Consider the following 16,393-nt stretch of genomic DNA (forward strand, 5'->3'; position numbering starts at 1 on the left):
GGCTTAGGCGCTACTTTCCGTTTCTTTTCTTACGCGCAAAGCCTCCTGAAGTCAGGCGCTAAAGTAAAAAAAGAAGCGGAAAATAACAGCGTGCATGGTTGTCGTACCTTCGTCGTTAGCTTGGCTATCAGTGTTATAGCGCCAGCCAGTAAAAGTCAATATCTGTAGTGAGAACAAATAGTAAAAGAGGGAGCAAGCTCCCTCTTTTCAACTAGCTTACGCCAGTGCTGCTTTCGCTTTTTCAACCAGTGCGCCGAAGGCCACTTTGTCGAATACTGCGATGTCAGCCAGGATCTTACGGTCAATTTCAATAGAAGCTTTTTTCAAGCCGTTAATGAATTTGCTGTAAGACAAGCCGTTCTGACGAGCAGCTGCGTTGATACGTGCAATCCACAGCTGACGGAACTGACGCTTACGTTGACGACGGTCACGGTAAGCATACTGACCTGCTTTGATTACTGCCTGGAAGGCAACACGATAAACGCGCGAACGGGCACCGTAGTAACCTTTCGCTTGTTTCAGTATTTTCTTGTGACGTGCGCGTGCAATTACACCACGTTTTACGCGAGCCATATGCTCTCTCCTAAAGTCTTATTCTAGATTCAAAAAATGTGGCTTATGCGTACGGCAGGCACGCGATAACCAGGACCAGATCGTTTTTAGACACCATGCCTTTCGGACGCAGATGACGTTTACGCTTGGTTGCTTTTTTGGTCAGAATATGACGCAGGTTAGCATGTTTGCGCTTAAAACCACCGCTGCCGGTCTTTTTGAAGCGCTTGGCTGCACCACGTACAGTTTTAATCTTTGGCATGTTAATTAAATCCACTTCGCATTGTTAAACAACGAATCAGTGAGGCGAACAAAACCCACGCACGCTTGCACGGCGTGGGTTCGATTACTTGGAAGCCTTACTGTTTCTTCTTGGGTGCGAGCACCATAATCATCTGACGGCCTTCGATCCGAGTAGGGAAGGATTCGACAACTGCCAGATCAATATCTTCACACAGGTCTTTACGGACGCGGTTAAGCACTTCCATACCGATCTGCTGGTGCGCCATTTCACGCCCACGGAACCGCAGGGTGATCTTGGCTTTATCGCCATCTTCCAGAAAGCGAATCAGGTTGCGTAGTTTGACCTGATAGTCGCCATCATCGGTGCCAGGACGGAATTTGATTTCCTTGACCTGGATAACTTTTTGCTTCTTCTTCTGTTCTTTGGTCGACTTGCTCTTCTCGTAGAGGAATTTGCCGTAATCCATGATCCGGCAAACTGGCGGTTCGGCATTTGGGCTGATTTCTACTAAATCAACACCCGCTTCCTCAGCTTTTTCAAGAGCTTCATTCAGACTGACAATACCAATCTGCTCGCCATCGACGCCGGTTAGGCGAACTTCTTGCGCGCGAATTTCTTTGTTAATGCGATTTGGACGCGCCGGTTGAACTCGTTTTCCGCCTTTAATACTTTATTCCTCCAGTTGATGAAGACTTCGGCTGCGGATCTCATGTAGCAGCTTGTCTACGACTTCTTGTACGTCCAGGCTCCCCAGGTCTTTGCCACGGCGGGTACGAACGGCAACTTTGCCTGATTCGACCTCTTTATCACCGCACACCAACATGTATGGAACCCGTCGTAAAGTATGTTCGCGAATTTTAAAGCCAATCTTCTCGTTTCTCAAGTCCGCTTTTGCCCGAATCCCTGCATCTTGCAGTTTTTTGGTCAATTGCTGGACATAATCAGACTGGCTGTCGGTGATATTCATCACCACTACCTGCACTGGAGCAATCCAGGTTGGGTAGAAACCGGCATATTCCTCGGTAAGGATACCGATGAAGCGCTCCATGGAGCCAAGAATAGCACGGTGGATCATTACCGGGACCACGCGTTCGTTGTTTTCGCCAACATACGACGCGCCTAAACGGCCCGGTAAGAAGAAATCGAGTTGCACGGTACCACATTGCCATGCGCGATCCAAACAATCATGCAAGGTAAATTCAATTTTTGGTCCGTAGAAAGCGCCCTCACCCGGCTGATATTCAAACGGAATCCCGTTTTCAGTCAGCGCAGCGGCCAGATCGTTTTCGGCTCGAGTCCACATTTCATCAGTACCGATGCGCTTTTCCGGACGGGTGGAGAGTTTCACCACGATCTTTTCAAAGCCAAACACACCGTACATATCGTAGACCATTTTGATGCAGTCGTTCACTTCGGAACGAACCTGGTCTTCGGTACAGAAGATGTGGGCATCATCCTGAGTAAAGCCACGCACACGCATCAGACCATGCAGCGAACCGGATGGCTCGTTACGATGGCAGCTACCGAACTCGCCCATACGCAGCGGCAGATCACGGTAGGATTTCAGACCCTGGTTGAAGATCTGCACGTGGCCCGGGCAGTTCATCGGCTTGATGCAATATTCACGGTTCTCGGAAGAGGTGGTGAACATCGCGTCTTTGTAGTTTTCCCAGTGGCCGGTTTTTTCCCACAGCACACGGTCCATCATGAACGGCCCTTTCACTTCCTGATACTGGTGCTCTTTGAGCTTCATGCGCACAAAGGCTTCCAGTTCGCGGAAGATAGTCCAGCCGTCGTTATGCCAGAACACCATGCCAGGTGCCTCTTCCTGCATATGATACAGGTCGAGCTGCTTGCCGATCTTGCGGTGGTCACGCTTGGCCGCTTCTTCCAGGCGTTGCAGGTAGGCGTTCAACTGCTTCTTGTCTGCCCAGGCAGTGCCGTAGACACGTTGCAGCATTTTGTTTTTGCTGTCGCCACGCCAGTAGGCACCGGAGGTTTTCTGCAGTTTGAAATGGTGGCAGAAACGCATGTTCGGCACGTGCGGGCCACGGCACATATCCACGTATTCTTCGTGATGATACAGGCCAGGCTGGTCGTCACGGCTGATATTCTCATCCAGAATCGCCACCTTGTAGCTTTCGCCACGGGCTGCGAAGGTGTCGCGGGCTTCCTGCCAGCTCACTTTTTTCTTGATGACGTCATAATCTTTGTCGGCCAATTCATGCATCCGCTTCTCCAGCAGATCCAGATCTTCCTGCGTCAGGGTATGGTCGAGGTCAACGTCGTAGTAGAAACCGTTATCGATCACTGGACCAATGGCCATTTTGGTATCCGGCCACAGTTGTTTGATCGCATGACCCAGCAGGTGCGCACAAGAGTGGCGCATGATTTCCAGGCCTTCGGCATCTTTGATGGTGATGATGGCCAATTGCGCGTCGGATTCGATCGCATCGTTGGCATCGACCAGTTCACCGTTAACGCGGCCGGCGATACAGGCTTTGGCAAGGCCAGGACCGATATCACGGGCAACATCCAGCGGGGAAACGGCATGGTCGTATTGACGCTGACTACCGTCAGGAAGAGTAATAACAGGCATTAATAATTCCTTATCTACAGTGGTGACCCACACGACAGATCACATGTAGTACAGATATTTTGGTTAGTGTTGAGTCAGTTATGCGCCATATCTCGCCCACAATTGCCAGATTGACGCACAACTTGGTCCGTTAGTAACACGCGAACCTCCAGTGGCTGCTCACAGCCTCGCGAATAGTAACATTAAATCTGTGGAGGATAAATAAAGCGCAGTTTACCCTGCAGCATAATTGATAACACTTGACTTCCTGACACGTCTTGGTCAAATTACCCGGGTAAAATAATTAAACCCGGATATAAAGAATATGAAAACCCTCAATACACCAAGCTGTACCGCATTCTTGCAGCATCGACGAGTGGCTGCGGGGCCTTATGCCGAAGTCGCACAGGCGCTGGCAGCGCTAGACCTGACTGCCGGCGGCCTGTTGGTGTTTGATGATGCCACCGGCTCCCAGGTGGATTACCCTTGGCCAGCAGGCTATGTTTGGCCTCAGCCCGATGGCGATGTCGCAGAACAAGACGGCGAGCCAGCAACTCAACCCTCGGTTGGTCGGCCCAAGCTCGGCGTGGTTGCCCGGGAAGTCACCCTCCTGCCCCGTCATTGGGAATGGTTGGCACAACAGCGTGGCGGGGCTTCTGCGGCGCTACGTCGTCTGGTTGATGAAGCCAGACGCGCTACGGTCGATCAGGAGAATGAGCGCCGTAGCAAAGAGAACGTCTATCGCTTTATGACGGCTATCGCCGGTGCTTTACCGGGCTATGAGGAAGCCACCCGCGCGCTGTTTGGCCACGATGGCAAACTGTTTGCCGAGCGTACCGCGCATTGGCCAGCCGATATCCAGGCTCACCTGGCCTGGATGACCCGCGATGCGTTCCCGCGGTGACATCTGATATCCTGGCGGGCGCAGCATGAAGCGCCCCTACGCATGATCCTCTGTATCCTTGATACTCTTTACTGGCCTTTTCAGCCGCAGGAAAACATTGAATGCAAACCCGTCCACAGCATAAGCAGCCACCGCTTTGGCGCATCTATCTAGTCTTTTTGGTGCCCATGGTGCTGGCCAACTTCCTGCAAGGATTTTCCGGCACGCTCAACGGCATCTATATTGGCCAGATGCTCGGTACCCATGCCTTGGCCGCCATCTCCGGCATGTTCCCGGTCGTGTTCTTCTTCATCTCGTTGGTGATTGGCGTCGGGGCGGGTGCCTCGGTACTGATTGGGCAGGCATGGGGCGCGAATGAACCGGAAAAAGTTAAAACCATTGCCGGTACCGCCTTGATGCTGGGCGTGTTGCTTGGCTTGCTGGCGGCGGTATTTGGCAGTCTGTTTGCCCGCCAGGCGTTGCAAGCGCTAGGCACGCCCGCAGACGTGCTTGAAGAGGCGGTTTCCTACGCCCGTGTGATAATGCTGATCATGCCGCTGCTGCTGGTGTTTGTCCTATTCACTCAGCTACTGCGCGGCGTCAGTGACACGGTTTCGCCACTTTTAGCCCTGCTGCTGTCTACCATCGTCGGCTTGCTGCTCACTCCGGCATTGATCCGTGGCTGGTTGGGCTTTGCCCCTATGGGCATTCAGAGCGCCGCCCTGGCGGGCATGGTGGGTAACGCACTGGCTATGTTGTACCTCACATTACGCCTGCGCCGCAAAAAGCATGTGTTGGCCCCCGATCGGGCCATGCTTGCCGCGATGAAGCTGGACATGGTGGTATTACGCAAAGTGTTACGTATTGGCTTGCCCACGGGTCTGCAAATGGTGGTAATTTCGATGTCTGAACTGATCATCCTGACGCTGGTCAACCGCCACGGCTCGGATGCCACAGCAGCCTATGGCGCAGTGACGCAGATCGTGAACTATGTCCAGTTCCCTGCCCTGTCGATCGCCGTGACCGCCTCTATTTTAGGCGCTCAGGCCATCGGCGCGGGTAAAACGGAACGGATTGCTCCCATCTTGCGTACCGGGCTGTTTATCAACCTCTGGCTGACCGGTTCGTTGATCATTCTGGTTTACCTGCTGTCACACTGGATCCTGGGCCTGTTCCTGACCAGCCCGACGGTATTGGCAGAAGCGGAGCATTTGTTGCATATCATGCTGTGGAGCATGCTGGTCTTTGGCTTCCAGGCGATCGTCGGCGGCATCATGCGCGCCAGCGGCGTAGTGGTGGTGCCAGTGACGATCTCTATTCTGTGTATAGTCGCCGTGCAGTTGCCTGCCGCCTATCTGCTCAGCGAGCACTTTGGCCTACAGGGCGTATGGATGGCGTTCCCTATTGCCTATTTGACAATGCTGGCATTGCAGACAACGTTTTATAGATTGGTATGGAGGCACAGAAAAATTGAGCGTCTGGTCTGACGCTGGCAGTGGTAATACCTTTTGGGCGTATTAGCTACGCCTGCACTTCCTTCTCTTGCTGGGGTTTGTTTTATGTCGAGTGTTCTGCAATTGTTTCAGGCCATCGGGCTCGGGTTAGCCTTACTGTTGCCACTGGCCAACCCACTGACCACCGTGGCGTTGCTGCTTGGCCTGTCAGGCAATATGACCAACGAAGAGCGCAATCATCAGTCGCTGATGGCGTCGGTATACGTGTTCTTTATCATGACCGTCGCGTTCTATGCCGGCCAGGTAGTGATGAGCACCTTTGGGATCTCTATCCCCGGTCTGCGGATCGCCGGTGGTTTAATTGTCGCCTTTATCGGGTTTCGCATGTTATTTCCACAGCAGGCCGCCGATGAAGCCCCGGAAGTCGAGACCAAAACCAGAGAGCTGCGCAAGAAGACCTCGGCGAATATCGCTTTTGTGCCGCTGGCTATGCCAAGTACCGCCGGGCCGGGGACTATAGCCATGATCATCAGCACCTCATCGAGCGTAAAAGAAAATACCCTGGGCTTTGCCCATTGGGTATTCCTGGTCGCACCCGTCGCCATTTTTCTGTCGATAGCGGTCATTTTGTGGATCTGTTTACGCAGTTCTACGGGGATCATGAAGCTGGTTGGCAAAAGCGGTATCGAGGCTATTTCCCGCCTGATGGGCTTCCTGCTGGTATGTATGGGCGTGCAGTTTATTATCAACGGGATATTGGAACTGATCTCTACCTACGTGCCTGTGAGCTAACCCAACCGGCCCCGCCTCTGCGGGGCCAATTTGATCGCTATGCCAGCCCGTAGACCAAAGCGGAAAGCGCAATGACCCCCATCACCAAAACAAAAACATTACTCAGGGCACGATAGCGGCGCATTGCCGGAACTGCACGCACCGCATACATCGGCAGAATAAACAGGATCACCGCAATTAACGGGCCGCTAATGGTTTCAATGATATGTAAAGCGCTCGGATTCCAGACGGTAGCCGCCCAGGTGAGCAAAAACAGCAGCACGCCGGAAATACGGTGGGTCGTTTTGGAACCCATCGGTTTGCCAACGGCGCGTGTCACCCCATCGATCAGGCTGGTAGCCCCTTCAGTCACACCCAAAGACGTGCCGAGATAGGACTTTGCCATCGCCAACATCGCCATTACCGGCCCCAGATAAGCAATCAGCGGATTGGAAAACTTGTTGGCCAGGGTGGTCAGCACCGTGATGTTCTGTGCTTTCGCCTGCTCCATCTCCTGGTGTGACAGGCTCAGCACGCAGCTGAATACGAAGAACAATACGGTGACACAAATCAGCAGGTAGCTGTAACGCATAATCCGCGCACAGCGGCGCTCGGCCTTGTCGCCGTATAAGCCTTTCTGAGTGGAAGCGAACGAGGAAATGATCGGCGCATGGCTAAAGGAAAACACCATCACTGGCACCGCCAGCCAGAGGGAATGCCAAAGATCAGGGCTGTCAAACTGGGTGTTCGCCAAGCCGCTGACAAAGTTCTCGGTCTGCCAGGTCGGCACCAAATACAGCGAGATCCCCATCAGAAATACCAACAGCGGAAATACCAGGACGCCCATCGCGGCCACAATCGTATCCTTTCCACGCAGCAGCACCAGATTGAGCACCACTACCACCGCCAGACTCAACCAGATCCGGGGCACCGGGGCGAAATGAAATTGGTGGGTCAGAAAACTGTCCAACGCGTTGGTGATGGAAATGCTGTAGACCAGGACGATGGGGAAAAATGCCATCAGGTACAGCACCATAATGATCTTGCCAGCCAGCACGCCGAAATGTTCGACCACCACGTCCTGAATATTGCCATCGCGGCTGGAGCCAGAAAGGACAAAGCGGGTTAGCGCCAGATGGGGTAAATAGGTCAGCGGGAAAGCGAACAGCGCCATCAATAACAGCACCAGTGGGCCGTTCAAACCGGCATTGATGGGCAGAAACAGCGTGCCTGCACCCACGGCAGTAGCGTATAACCCGAACATCCAGACGGTGTCGGTCTTGTTCCATTTGGTCGGTTGGGCAATAGCCAACGTACCATGATCTGGAGAAATCGTACTCATGAGACAGCTTACCTTAATCTGCAGCGCCAACGAACGCGCCCGACGGAAACTCCCTTCTCCGTAGAATGCATATGTAAAACAGGATATTAACGGCGAGATAAATTCACCTACCTGATAAAAGGACGGCAAAGGATAATGAAAATCTGCAGGATGGTCTATGTTTTGGCGGTTAACTGCACGCTTCGTGAGCAGCCAAGGCCGCTCACGAGTCAGGTGGGATAGCAGCGTTTCAGGCGCTGGCGGCAGCGACAAACCGGCGTATTTCGCCAATATGCTGCGGGCCGTAAGCGCATTGCCCAACTTCTATTTTTGGCTTGTTACGCCCATGGAAATCGCTGCCACAGGTAACGAACGCCGAGCGGCCAACGGTAAACTCATACAACAGGCTGGCTAACTCTGGCGAATGGTAGCTGGAGAACACCTCAACGCCCATCACGCCAATCTTCAGCATCTCATCGATGACCTGAGTGTGATCCTGTTTAACGTTGGCACCAATATGCGCCAGGATCGGTATTCCCCCATTATGGCGGATCACTTCCACCATGCGACTCATGGCAGGATAGGTGACCGGCATATAGCAAACCTTTCCTGGGCCAAAAAAGTCCCAGTAAAAGTTGATGAGTGGCATATCGGCCCTTTCCCCTCCTGGACGATAAGGCATCAGCAACGGATGACCATCGTTGCGCGGGTCTTCGAGGATCACCTCACCCATCTGCTCTTCCTGCGGAATGGCACCACCACACACCTGCTCCAGCCGCTGCTCATCCAGATGGAATTTCAACCCGCGCAGTTTGTCAAACTTTTGTGGCGTCAGTTCCCGTTGAATGGCGCTGAAATTGTCATAGATTTCAACAAAGTCATTGCTGGGGGTAAAACCGTAGCCCAACAGGTGGAAGTTGCGTCCGGCAAAAGTACAGTCAATCTCAATACCGGACAGCACATTCAGGCTGGATGAAGCCAATGCCTTGGCCTCCGGTACCGATTTGGCATTATTATGGTCGGTCACCGCCAACGTACTGATGCCATTGGCCTGGCAGCGTGCGATCACGGTTGCCACCGGGAAGTCCGCGTCATCACTGTAGTTGGAATGCATATGCAGGTCGATTTTTTCCATGGCCATGTCCTCGGCAAATACTCAGTCTGCCACCATAGTAAAGCAGCGGCTGAATGCTTACAGCGGATTTGCCGTGTTTTACCGACAGGATCACAAATCCGCTCTCATCACAGACGTAGCTGAGTCCGTCAGGATAGTCCGAATTCTGCCATGCCTGGCACTAAACGGTATGAACGCATTCCCCCCGATAGCACAGCTCTGGCTATAATGACTTAGGTTAATTCCGAACATTTCCGCACTGGCTAAGCGCTTGGCCGCATCCCGTGCAATCTCTTGGTAAAGGTGACAGGTATGGTTAGCAAAAAGGTGGTAGGCGCGGTAGCACTAACAGTGTTAGTCAGTTTTTCATCCGTTGCAGATACGGTGGTTAACAGCCTTGCCGCCTGCGATGCTGCGTTCTTCAAGCAAATGAAAGGCAATAAGCAGATCGATACTCTGATCCGGCTCGCCAATGCCCAACCGATCAAAGAAAAAGGCAATGTCACCCTGGATGCCAAAGGCTACCGGGATGGCGATCTGACGCTGAACAGATATATCAGCAGGTATAGCAACATAGATAAAAACCATCCCGGTGCGGGGGAGTACTATTTTTGGGGCTTTGAAACCGACGAAGCCTTTGACGTGGTGGTAAAAAAAGTCGGCAAACAGATCGCATTGCTAAATAATAACGGCCCCTATATACATGGCCCCATGATCAAAGACAGTAACCACAGCAACTGGGCGATCAACAAACAACCAAATGCCGGTTCCACCCCTGGTAAACAAACGGCCGAGAAACTGTTCTTTATTGAGAAAAACCGTGACGGCACGGCGTCTTTGCTCTGCACCCTGCAAGGCGTATTTTCCGAGTCCGATCTCAACGCGGTTCGGCCAGATTTGAATTAATCAGCATAATATCGACAGGTTGGCAATGGAATAGTTCCGGCTTGTCGATATCCCCCGACGATCGCTGCCGCCTTAAAATATCGAATTCCCTGGTGTTGTCGCTATGTCCGGAAAAACAGTAATTTGATTAATCTGGCGCATTTCTTTTTAAAGCCGCTGCGTTTTTTATCCGTGTAGCTTCGACCTGTCCGCATCGTAAGCCGCTTTCTTCTGGCAACTTCGAAAGCGATACAGACATAAACGATGACCAATAGAACTACGATCAATATTGTCATAGTCTCCCTCCCTCTTGGTTCTCCTTGGTCATTAATAGTAGTAACACTGATAGACTTTTGGATCACATGTAATTTACACCATAAAAAATGCAATAAAAAACATCACATTAAGCAACACTCACAACAGGATAATCTGGTTGGACCAGTCAATAACTTAATAAACAGGTTAATATTCTAAAAAATAAAGCAACAAAATGATTAAGAATTAATCAACCAAAGAATATATAAGCAAAATAATATAACACCAATCAATGGCAGCTAGGTTCTCCTGCCACCAATTACATCGGAATAACATATATTTACATCCAGTCATGTCTCACTAAACCCTGGCTAAATCGATAACAGATTTGAATTTTTTATGCGCCATGACGAACTTTGACTGAGCATAGGAGAAATAGCTTTTCCGAGGTAAATATCAGATTTTTTCTAGCTGGGAGAGTATGGAGAATGCCCCACAATTGAGGCAATCCCCTTTTAAAAAACAGCAAGACGACAATATCTTGATAATCTTGTCGGGTGATAGACCCAACAGGGTCATGTTCTAAAGAGCAAGGTGTCAATTAACCTCACACATTTCCTCTGCCAATTAATACGCTTTTTGTAGCCATATCTGCGGCCTGCGCCAATGCAAAGACGCTTACGCCGATCTACCTCAAAAGCGACGGAAACATAAACCACCACTAATAACAGTATTACCATTACCACCTCCCTAGCAAGCACCTCTCCTTGCAATAGACAGTAATATCATTAAAGAACGTAGTATTCACCCGCAAAAACAGTGCATGAAAATTCATCTAAAAACAAACACATGACATTAACAAACCATATAACCATCTAAATAACACGGATATATCTTGTTTTGATAGGTGAATCCTCTAGAAAGATGCCAATAAAAGAGATCGAAAATCAATCGATTAAGATGGCCATTAAGATATCTAATCTATTTGGGTTGGCTATTAGACGATTAAAGGGCCTCGAATGAGGCCCTTGGGAGAATTACTTGGCACCCACCGGCGCTGACTCTGGGATAGCAGCACTGCCCATCGCCTGCTCATTACGGATTATTGAGCGATCTTTGCGTACATCGGCCACATCGGAGGCACTGATTGCCTTGGCATCGTTACCCCAGCTTGAACGGATGAAGTTAACCACATCCGCGACCTGCTGGTCGTTCAAACGCCAGCCAAACGGCGGCATGGTGAGGTTGGAAACCGCGCCCTTCACCGCTGGCGTAATATTGCCAACCAGCACAATATGGATGAGCGAGGTCGCGTCCTCCGTCTGCACCACCGGATTGCCCTTCAACGCCGGGAAGGCACGTTTGTAGCCAACGCCATCGGTACGGTGACAGGCAGCACAGTTATCGACGTATAGCGCCGCTCCAGGCTTGCTGTCGTTACCGCGCCACAAATCTTTGGCGACGCTGTCTTCAACCGGTGCTGTCTGTTGCTTCCCGTCTTTCGGCGGTAAGGTTTTCAGATAGCGGGCGATAGCCGTCAAATCCTCATCGCTGAGATATTGCAGACTATGTTCAACCACGTCACTCATACCACCGAAGACCATAGATTTATCGTTACGGCCGGTTTTCAGGAACTCGGTCAGCTCGGCTTCGCTCCAGGTGCCCAAACCTTCTTTATTCTCGCCACGCAGGCTGGAAGCTACCCAACCGTCGATCGGCGCGTTGCTGCCGGACAGGTATTCATCCCCTTCCGTGTTGCTCAGCACCTTCTCTTGCATGGTCAGGCTGCGCGGCGTATGGCAGGCCCCACAGTGCCCCAGCCCTTCGACCAGATAGCGGCCACGTTCAACGACCGGATCGGCGTTGGCGTTCGCCGTGAAATCGGCCGGTGTCGGTGCAAACATCCCACGCCAGAGGCTGAGTGGCCAGCGCATGGAAAGCGGCCACGGAATATCGGAGTCCTGGTTAGCCTGTTCTACCGGCTGCACGCCGTGCATGAAATAGGCGTACATGGCCCGCATGTCATCCTCTTTCACCAGTGCAAACGAAGGATACGGCATCGCCGGATACAGGGTGCTGCCGTTCTTCGCAACGCCTTTACGTACCGCATTGTCGAAGTCTTCGAAACTGTAGTCGCCAATACCGGTTTTTTTGTCCGGGGTAATATTGGTGGAGTAGATGGTGCCAATCGGCGTCTCCATCGCCAGGCCGCCCGCAAAGGGCACGCCACTTTTACCATTGGTATGGCAGGCCACGCAGTCGCCGGCACGGGCCAGATACTCCCCCCGTTTGATCAGTTCACTGCTGACGGTGGCCTCCTGGGCCAATACGGAAAAACTCAGCGCACTGAGAACCAGTGCGGGGATCAATACTTTCATCGCTCGCGTCCTCATGCCTGCACCAATGGGCCTGGATTTTTCAGATACTGCTCGCGAATGGCGCGGGCAGACCAGTAAGTCAACGCGGCAACGGTGCCGGTCGGGTTGTAACCCAGCCCTTGCGGGAAGGCCGAAGCACCGATAGAGAACACGTTATGCACGTCCCAGCTTTGCAGGTAGCGGTTTACCGCGCTGGTCTTGGGATCTTCCCCCATCACCGCACCGCCGTTCATATGGGTGGTTTGATAGCTGGTGGTGTCAAAGTGGCTGTTGGCGTTTTTCGGGCTGCCGGAAATCAGTTTCGGGTTCATCGCCTTGGCGATCGGAGCCATTTTGTTAAACATAAACTGCGCCATCTTGATGTCGTTTTCCTGCCAGTCGAAGGTCATGCGCAACAGCGGTTGGCCAAACACATTCTTGTAGTTCGGATCGAGATCGAGGTAGTTGCTACGATAAGACTGGTGTGCACCATGCGCATCCATGGAGACATGGTGCGTATAGGCATCCGCCACTGCGGCTTTCCATTTGCTGCCCCAGGCAGGTGTGCCAGGAGGCGTTGGCAGCCCGGAGATCGGCTTGGTACCGGCCTGGTTAACCCAGAACGGTGAACCACCGACAAACCCTTCCTTACCGTGGTCAAAGTTATCCGCATTGAAATCATCCAGACCAACGCCGTTGCCGCCCGCGCCAATAAATGGATTGGTGTGAACGTCCTTATCGAAGAACGCCTTGATGGTGGTCAGGTTCTGGTAGGCAAAGTTGCGCCCCACCACTCCTTCGCCGGTCTGCGGATCGTAAGGTTTGCCAATGCCGGAGAGCAACATCAGGTGCACATTGTGGAACTGGAAGGCACCAAGGATCACCAAATCGGCAGGCTGTTCGATCTCACGGCCCTGGGCATCGATATAGTTAACCCCGGTCGCCCGGCTTTTATCGGCGGTCAGGTTAACCTTCAGCACATTGGCGTTGGTACGCAGCTCAAAGCGCTTTTCCATCCGCAGTGCGGGCAGGATATTGACGTTCGGTGAAGCCTTGGAATACATATAGCAGGCATAACCGCTACAGTAACCGCAGAAGTTGCAAGGCCCCATCTGCGCGCCATAGGTGTTGGTGTACGAATCTGAGGTATTGGCCGAAGGCAGGTTGTAAGGATGATAGCCAACATCGCGTGCCGCCTTTTCAAACAGCTGTGCAGAGAAGGTGTTCTTCTGCGCTGGCAGCGGGAAATGGTCGGAACGATCTGGCGCAAACGGGTTACCGCCCTTGTCTTTACCTACCAACTGCCCTTTCACCGTCCAGGCGGTGCCGGAGGTGCCAAACACTTTCTCGGCCTTATCGAAGAACGGTTCCAGTTCGTCATAGCTCACGCCAAAATCCTGGATCGTCATATCTTTTGGGATAAAGCTTTTGCCATAGCGCTCTTCATAATGGCTGCGCATACGCAGTTCCATCGGATCGATACGGAAATGCACGCCAGACCAGTGCAGACCTGCACCACCTACGCCGGTACCCGGCAGGAAAGCCGCCAACTGGCGATACGGGACTGCGGTTTGACTGGTATCGTGACGGATGGTCACGGTACTTTTGGAGAGATCCTGGAACAGTTTACGGCGGATATTATAGGTGAGTTCGTCGATCACCTGCGGGTAGGAGCCGTCCGGGTAGGTATCGCGCATTGGGCCACGCTCGAGCGCAACCACGTTCAGCCCGGCTTCGGTCAACTCCTTCGCCATAATAGCACCAACCCAGCCAAACCCGACGATCACTACATCCTGCTTCTTCATTACCGTTGCCATAATTATCCTCTCTCCCCACGAATAGATACCGGCGGGAAGGGATAACGTTCCCCTCGCTCAACCCAGTCCATAAAGTCGGCGCGTGCGCCCGGAAAATTAATCAGCTTCCATCCCACCATCTCTTTGTTACCGCCATGGATCGGATCGCTGAAAAAGCCTTCACGGGTGTTTTGCAACAGATAAGAGAAGAACAGCTTGGCAGGCAATTGCGCAAACTCGGCCTCGCCAGATTCAAATTTATGCAACAGTGCATCCTGTTGTGCACTATCCAGCTCGGCGAATACCTTACCGGTCGTTTTCTTGCTATAGGCATCCGCCTCAGCAATACCCAGGTTATAAATCTGTTTGGGCACCAGCGGCAGTTGATAACCCATTTCCGGGGCAACATCGGGATTGAACGGCCCTTGCATGTACCAGATGGAACCGGTGGCATAAGGCGTATTCATCTGTCGATCGATAAACTCCGGCACGCCCGCTTCCAAAGCGCCAGGACCGCGGTCGTCCGCAGGGATTAACCGTGCGACTACTGCCTGCACAAAGGCCCACTCTTCGGGAGTAAAGAAGGTCGGTTGATAGTCAGCTTGTTTGGGAGTATCGCTAGCGGCAAGCACCGGTGTGGGAGCCGTCAAGGCACTCACACCACTGCCTCCGATAACGGCGGCGGGGATCAACGTCATCGATTTCAGCAAGAAATCGCGCCGGGAGTTGTTAGTTTTATTGTTCGACATATCACATTCCATCCAAAAGTAATCACAACTATTTAACCTCAACCTTGCGGTCGATATGGGATTTCAAAATAATTTGTAACGTTATTGTCTATTTATTGAAGGTCAGAATGTGAGCTTTAGCAAAAATGTTACCGGTAACTATTTGTGCGGTTTTTTAGATCATCAGGGAGGAGATAAGCAGAAATGGGATGTGGCGCACGCTTTTGATGGGAATAAATCACAAAACCGGCCTCTTGTTGAGACCGGTGATGAGCAATCTAGAGCTAGTCCGCCATCGCTTGATAAGCGGTGGTAACCTTCCATAAGTAACGTGGCGCTTGCGGTGCCGGGTGTTTCTTCTGGATATGCTGATAAAACTCGTCCGGGCTCATCTGATTAATGCGGTTGACCGCCACACGTTTATCCGATGAGAACGTCCGTAACATCGCGCCTGCCCCGTTCACATAGGAAACGATGGTGGCATAGCGTAACGTCTGTGGGTTAGTGATCCCGGCTAGCTGCTGGCTTTGAAGAATATTGATATAGGCTGTTCCCAGATCAATATTGACCGCCGGATCCTTCAACTCACGTGAGCTTGGCTGCCCGTTCTTTCCCTTCATACGGTAAGCATCGCGTCCTGCGGTTGAAGCCTTCAGCTGCATCAATCCCACGGCATTCGAGGTGCTGACCACGTTCGGATTAAACCCGGACTCCACCTGAATGATCGCTTTAATCAGTGTTTCGTCGACGCCATAGTTGCTGGCAGCCTGACGGATATAATCGTTATAAGCGACCGGTGTCCCGGTGCGGTTGCTTGGTGTTTGCGGTGGGGTTTTTAGCCAACCGCCCGAAGTGCCACTGCCTGCCTGGTTGCCCGTTGTTTGCGGATCTTTCGCACAACCGGCTAATAGTACGATTGCCATCAGGCAACCTATTTTTGTTTTCACAGAATCCCTCACTCCTTTCAATGAGTTGCGAAGCATATACAACGGGTAAGGATACCTGCCTGACTTTTATGGTCTATTCTCTGGCTATCCATATACCAAGAGGTGATTTATGAGTCAATCTTCCTCCACAGCTTTTGTGGTGTCTTTCCACTATCCGGAACGTAGCTTAACCGATTTAGCTAATTTAACCGGACAAATGACGCTGGCCGGTTTTTCCACCACCATCAACGACGAAAACGGCGTTCCACGTGAATTGGGCATTAACAGTTATTCGATAATTACGCCATTAAATCAAGAGGATGTACATAATCTGGCGCAAGGGTTGGGCGAAGTGGCATTAGGAGAAAAGCCGGATGTGACAGTAGTTACCCGTAGTGACTACTTTAAACAGTTACATCCGGATACATAAAATGCTATAACTCACAAGGCGGTATTATTTCATTAACAACAAAATAACCCCTCGGCCGCGCTTGGTGATGCTTGACTTCCGCTCAATTGATATTGATAA

General features: G+C 51.9%; 16 protein-coding genes and 1 other annotated feature (1 of these 17 cut by a window edge). Of the genes, 5 read left to right on the forward strand and 11 right to left on the reverse strand.

Annotated features, from left to right (window positions below):
* Positions 1-102: a sequence feature (Phe leader region), on the reverse strand (it extends 23 nt beyond the left edge of the window).
* The 5 genes from pheM to thrS all read right to left on the reverse strand — a co-directional run bounded on the left by pheM (position 52) and on the right by thrS (position 3,395).
* Positions 52-96, reverse strand: coding sequence for a pheST operon leader peptide PheM (gene pheM / locus U869_RS32435; RefSeq protein WP_121608962.1), 45 nt, complete (start codon positions 94-96; stop codon positions 52-54). (Overlaps the previous feature by 45 nt.)
* A 114-nt stretch (positions 103-216) precedes the next feature.
* Positions 217-573 (reverse strand): 50S ribosomal protein L20, encoded by a 357-nt coding sequence (gene rplT, locus U869_RS0123155; protein ID WP_004963673.1) that lies wholly within the window; start codon positions 571-573, stop codon positions 217-219.
* A 43-nt stretch (positions 574-616) separates the two neighbouring features.
* Positions 617-814, reverse strand: coding sequence for a 50S ribosomal protein L35 (rpmI, locus tag U869_RS0123160; RefSeq protein ID WP_024485856.1), 198 nt, complete (start codon positions 812-814; stop codon positions 617-619).
* Positions 815-911: 97 nt separating this feature from the next.
* Positions 912-1,463, reverse strand: a complete 552-nt coding sequence (gene infC, locus U869_RS31065; protein WP_071683678.1) for a translation initiation factor IF-3 — start codon at positions 1,461-1,463, stop codon at positions 912-914.
* Between the two features lie 3 nt (positions 1,464-1,466).
* Positions 1,467-3,395, reverse strand: coding sequence for a threonine--tRNA ligase (thrS, locus tag U869_RS0123170; protein ID WP_025121230.1), 1,929 nt, complete (start codon positions 3,393-3,395; stop codon positions 1,467-1,469).
* 304 nt (positions 3,396-3,699) lie between these two features.
* Between thrS and U869_RS0123175 the strand changes: the two genes are divergently transcribed.
* From U869_RS0123175 to U869_RS0123185, 3 genes are all read left to right on the forward strand, one after another.
* Positions 3,700-4,278, forward strand: coding sequence for a DUF2239 family protein (locus U869_RS0123175; protein ID WP_029987647.1), 579 nt, complete (start codon positions 3,700-3,702; stop codon positions 4,276-4,278).
* A gap of 101 nt (positions 4,279-4,379) precedes the next feature.
* Positions 4,380-5,744, forward strand: coding sequence for an MATE family efflux transporter (locus U869_RS0123180; RefSeq protein ID WP_025121228.1), 1,365 nt, complete (start codon positions 4,380-4,382; stop codon positions 5,742-5,744).
* A 72-nt stretch (positions 5,745-5,816) separates the two neighbouring features.
* Positions 5,817-6,503: a MarC family NAAT transporter gene (locus U869_RS0123185; RefSeq protein WP_025121227.1), complete on the forward strand. Its 687-nt coding sequence runs from the start codon at positions 5,817-5,819 to the stop codon at positions 6,501-6,503.
* Positions 6,504-6,540: 37 nt separating this feature from the next.
* On the opposite strand, the gene U869_RS0123190 is transcribed toward U869_RS0123185, so the two are convergent.
* Positions 6,541-7,824 (reverse strand): serine/threonine protein kinase, encoded by a 1,284-nt coding sequence (locus U869_RS0123190; protein ID WP_025121226.1) that lies wholly within the window; start codon positions 7,822-7,824, stop codon positions 6,541-6,543.
* A gap of 229 nt (positions 7,825-8,053) precedes the next feature.
* Positions 8,054-8,938, reverse strand: a complete 885-nt coding sequence (locus tag U869_RS0123195) for a PHP domain-containing protein (RefSeq protein ID WP_025121225.1) — start codon at positions 8,936-8,938, stop codon at positions 8,054-8,056.
* A gap of 291 nt (positions 8,939-9,229) precedes the next feature.
* Here U869_RS0123195 and U869_RS0123205 point away from each other — a divergent pair, with 291 nt between their 5' ends.
* Entirely contained in the window at positions 9,230-9,823 is a 594-nt protein-coding gene (locus U869_RS0123205; RefSeq protein WP_025121223.1) for a hypothetical protein, read from the forward strand.
* 1,271 nt (positions 9,824-11,094) lie between these two features.
* On the opposite strand, the gene U869_RS0123210 is transcribed toward U869_RS0123205, so the two are convergent.
* The 4 genes from U869_RS0123210 to U869_RS0123225 form a co-directional block, all read right to left on the reverse strand.
* Entirely contained in the window at positions 11,095-12,435 is a 1,341-nt protein-coding gene (locus tag U869_RS0123210) for a cytochrome c (protein WP_025121222.1), read from the reverse strand.
* 11 nt (positions 12,436-12,446) lie between these two features.
* Complete coding sequence (locus U869_RS0123215) at positions 12,447-14,231, reverse strand: GMC family oxidoreductase (RefSeq protein WP_025121221.1); 1,785 nt, start codon at positions 14,229-14,231, stop codon at positions 12,447-12,449.
* Between the two features lie 2 nt (positions 14,232-14,233).
* Positions 14,234-14,959 carry a gluconate 2-dehydrogenase subunit 3 family protein gene (locus tag U869_RS0123220; RefSeq protein WP_025121220.1) on the reverse strand — a complete coding sequence of 242 codons (726 nt, stop codon included), beginning with the start codon at positions 14,957-14,959 and terminating at the stop codon, positions 14,234-14,236.
* Between the two features lie 263 nt (positions 14,960-15,222).
* Complete coding sequence (locus U869_RS0123225; RefSeq protein ID WP_021178197.1) at positions 15,223-15,885, reverse strand: transglycosylase SLT domain-containing protein; 663 nt, start codon at positions 15,883-15,885, stop codon at positions 15,223-15,225.
* A 109-nt stretch (positions 15,886-15,994) separates the two neighbouring features.
* Here U869_RS0123225 and ghoS point away from each other — a divergent pair, with 109 nt between their 5' ends.
* A complete protein-coding gene (gene ghoS / locus U869_RS0123230; RefSeq protein WP_025121218.1) occupies positions 15,995-16,294 on the forward strand; it encodes a type V toxin-antitoxin system endoribonuclease antitoxin GhoS in 300 nt (99 codons plus the stop codon).
* Positions 16,295-16,393 lie beyond the last annotated feature (99 nt).

The organism is Serratia sp. H1w (genome assembly GCF_000633355.1).
GTDB lineage: Bacteria > Pseudomonadota > Gammaproteobacteria > Enterobacterales > Enterobacteriaceae > Chania.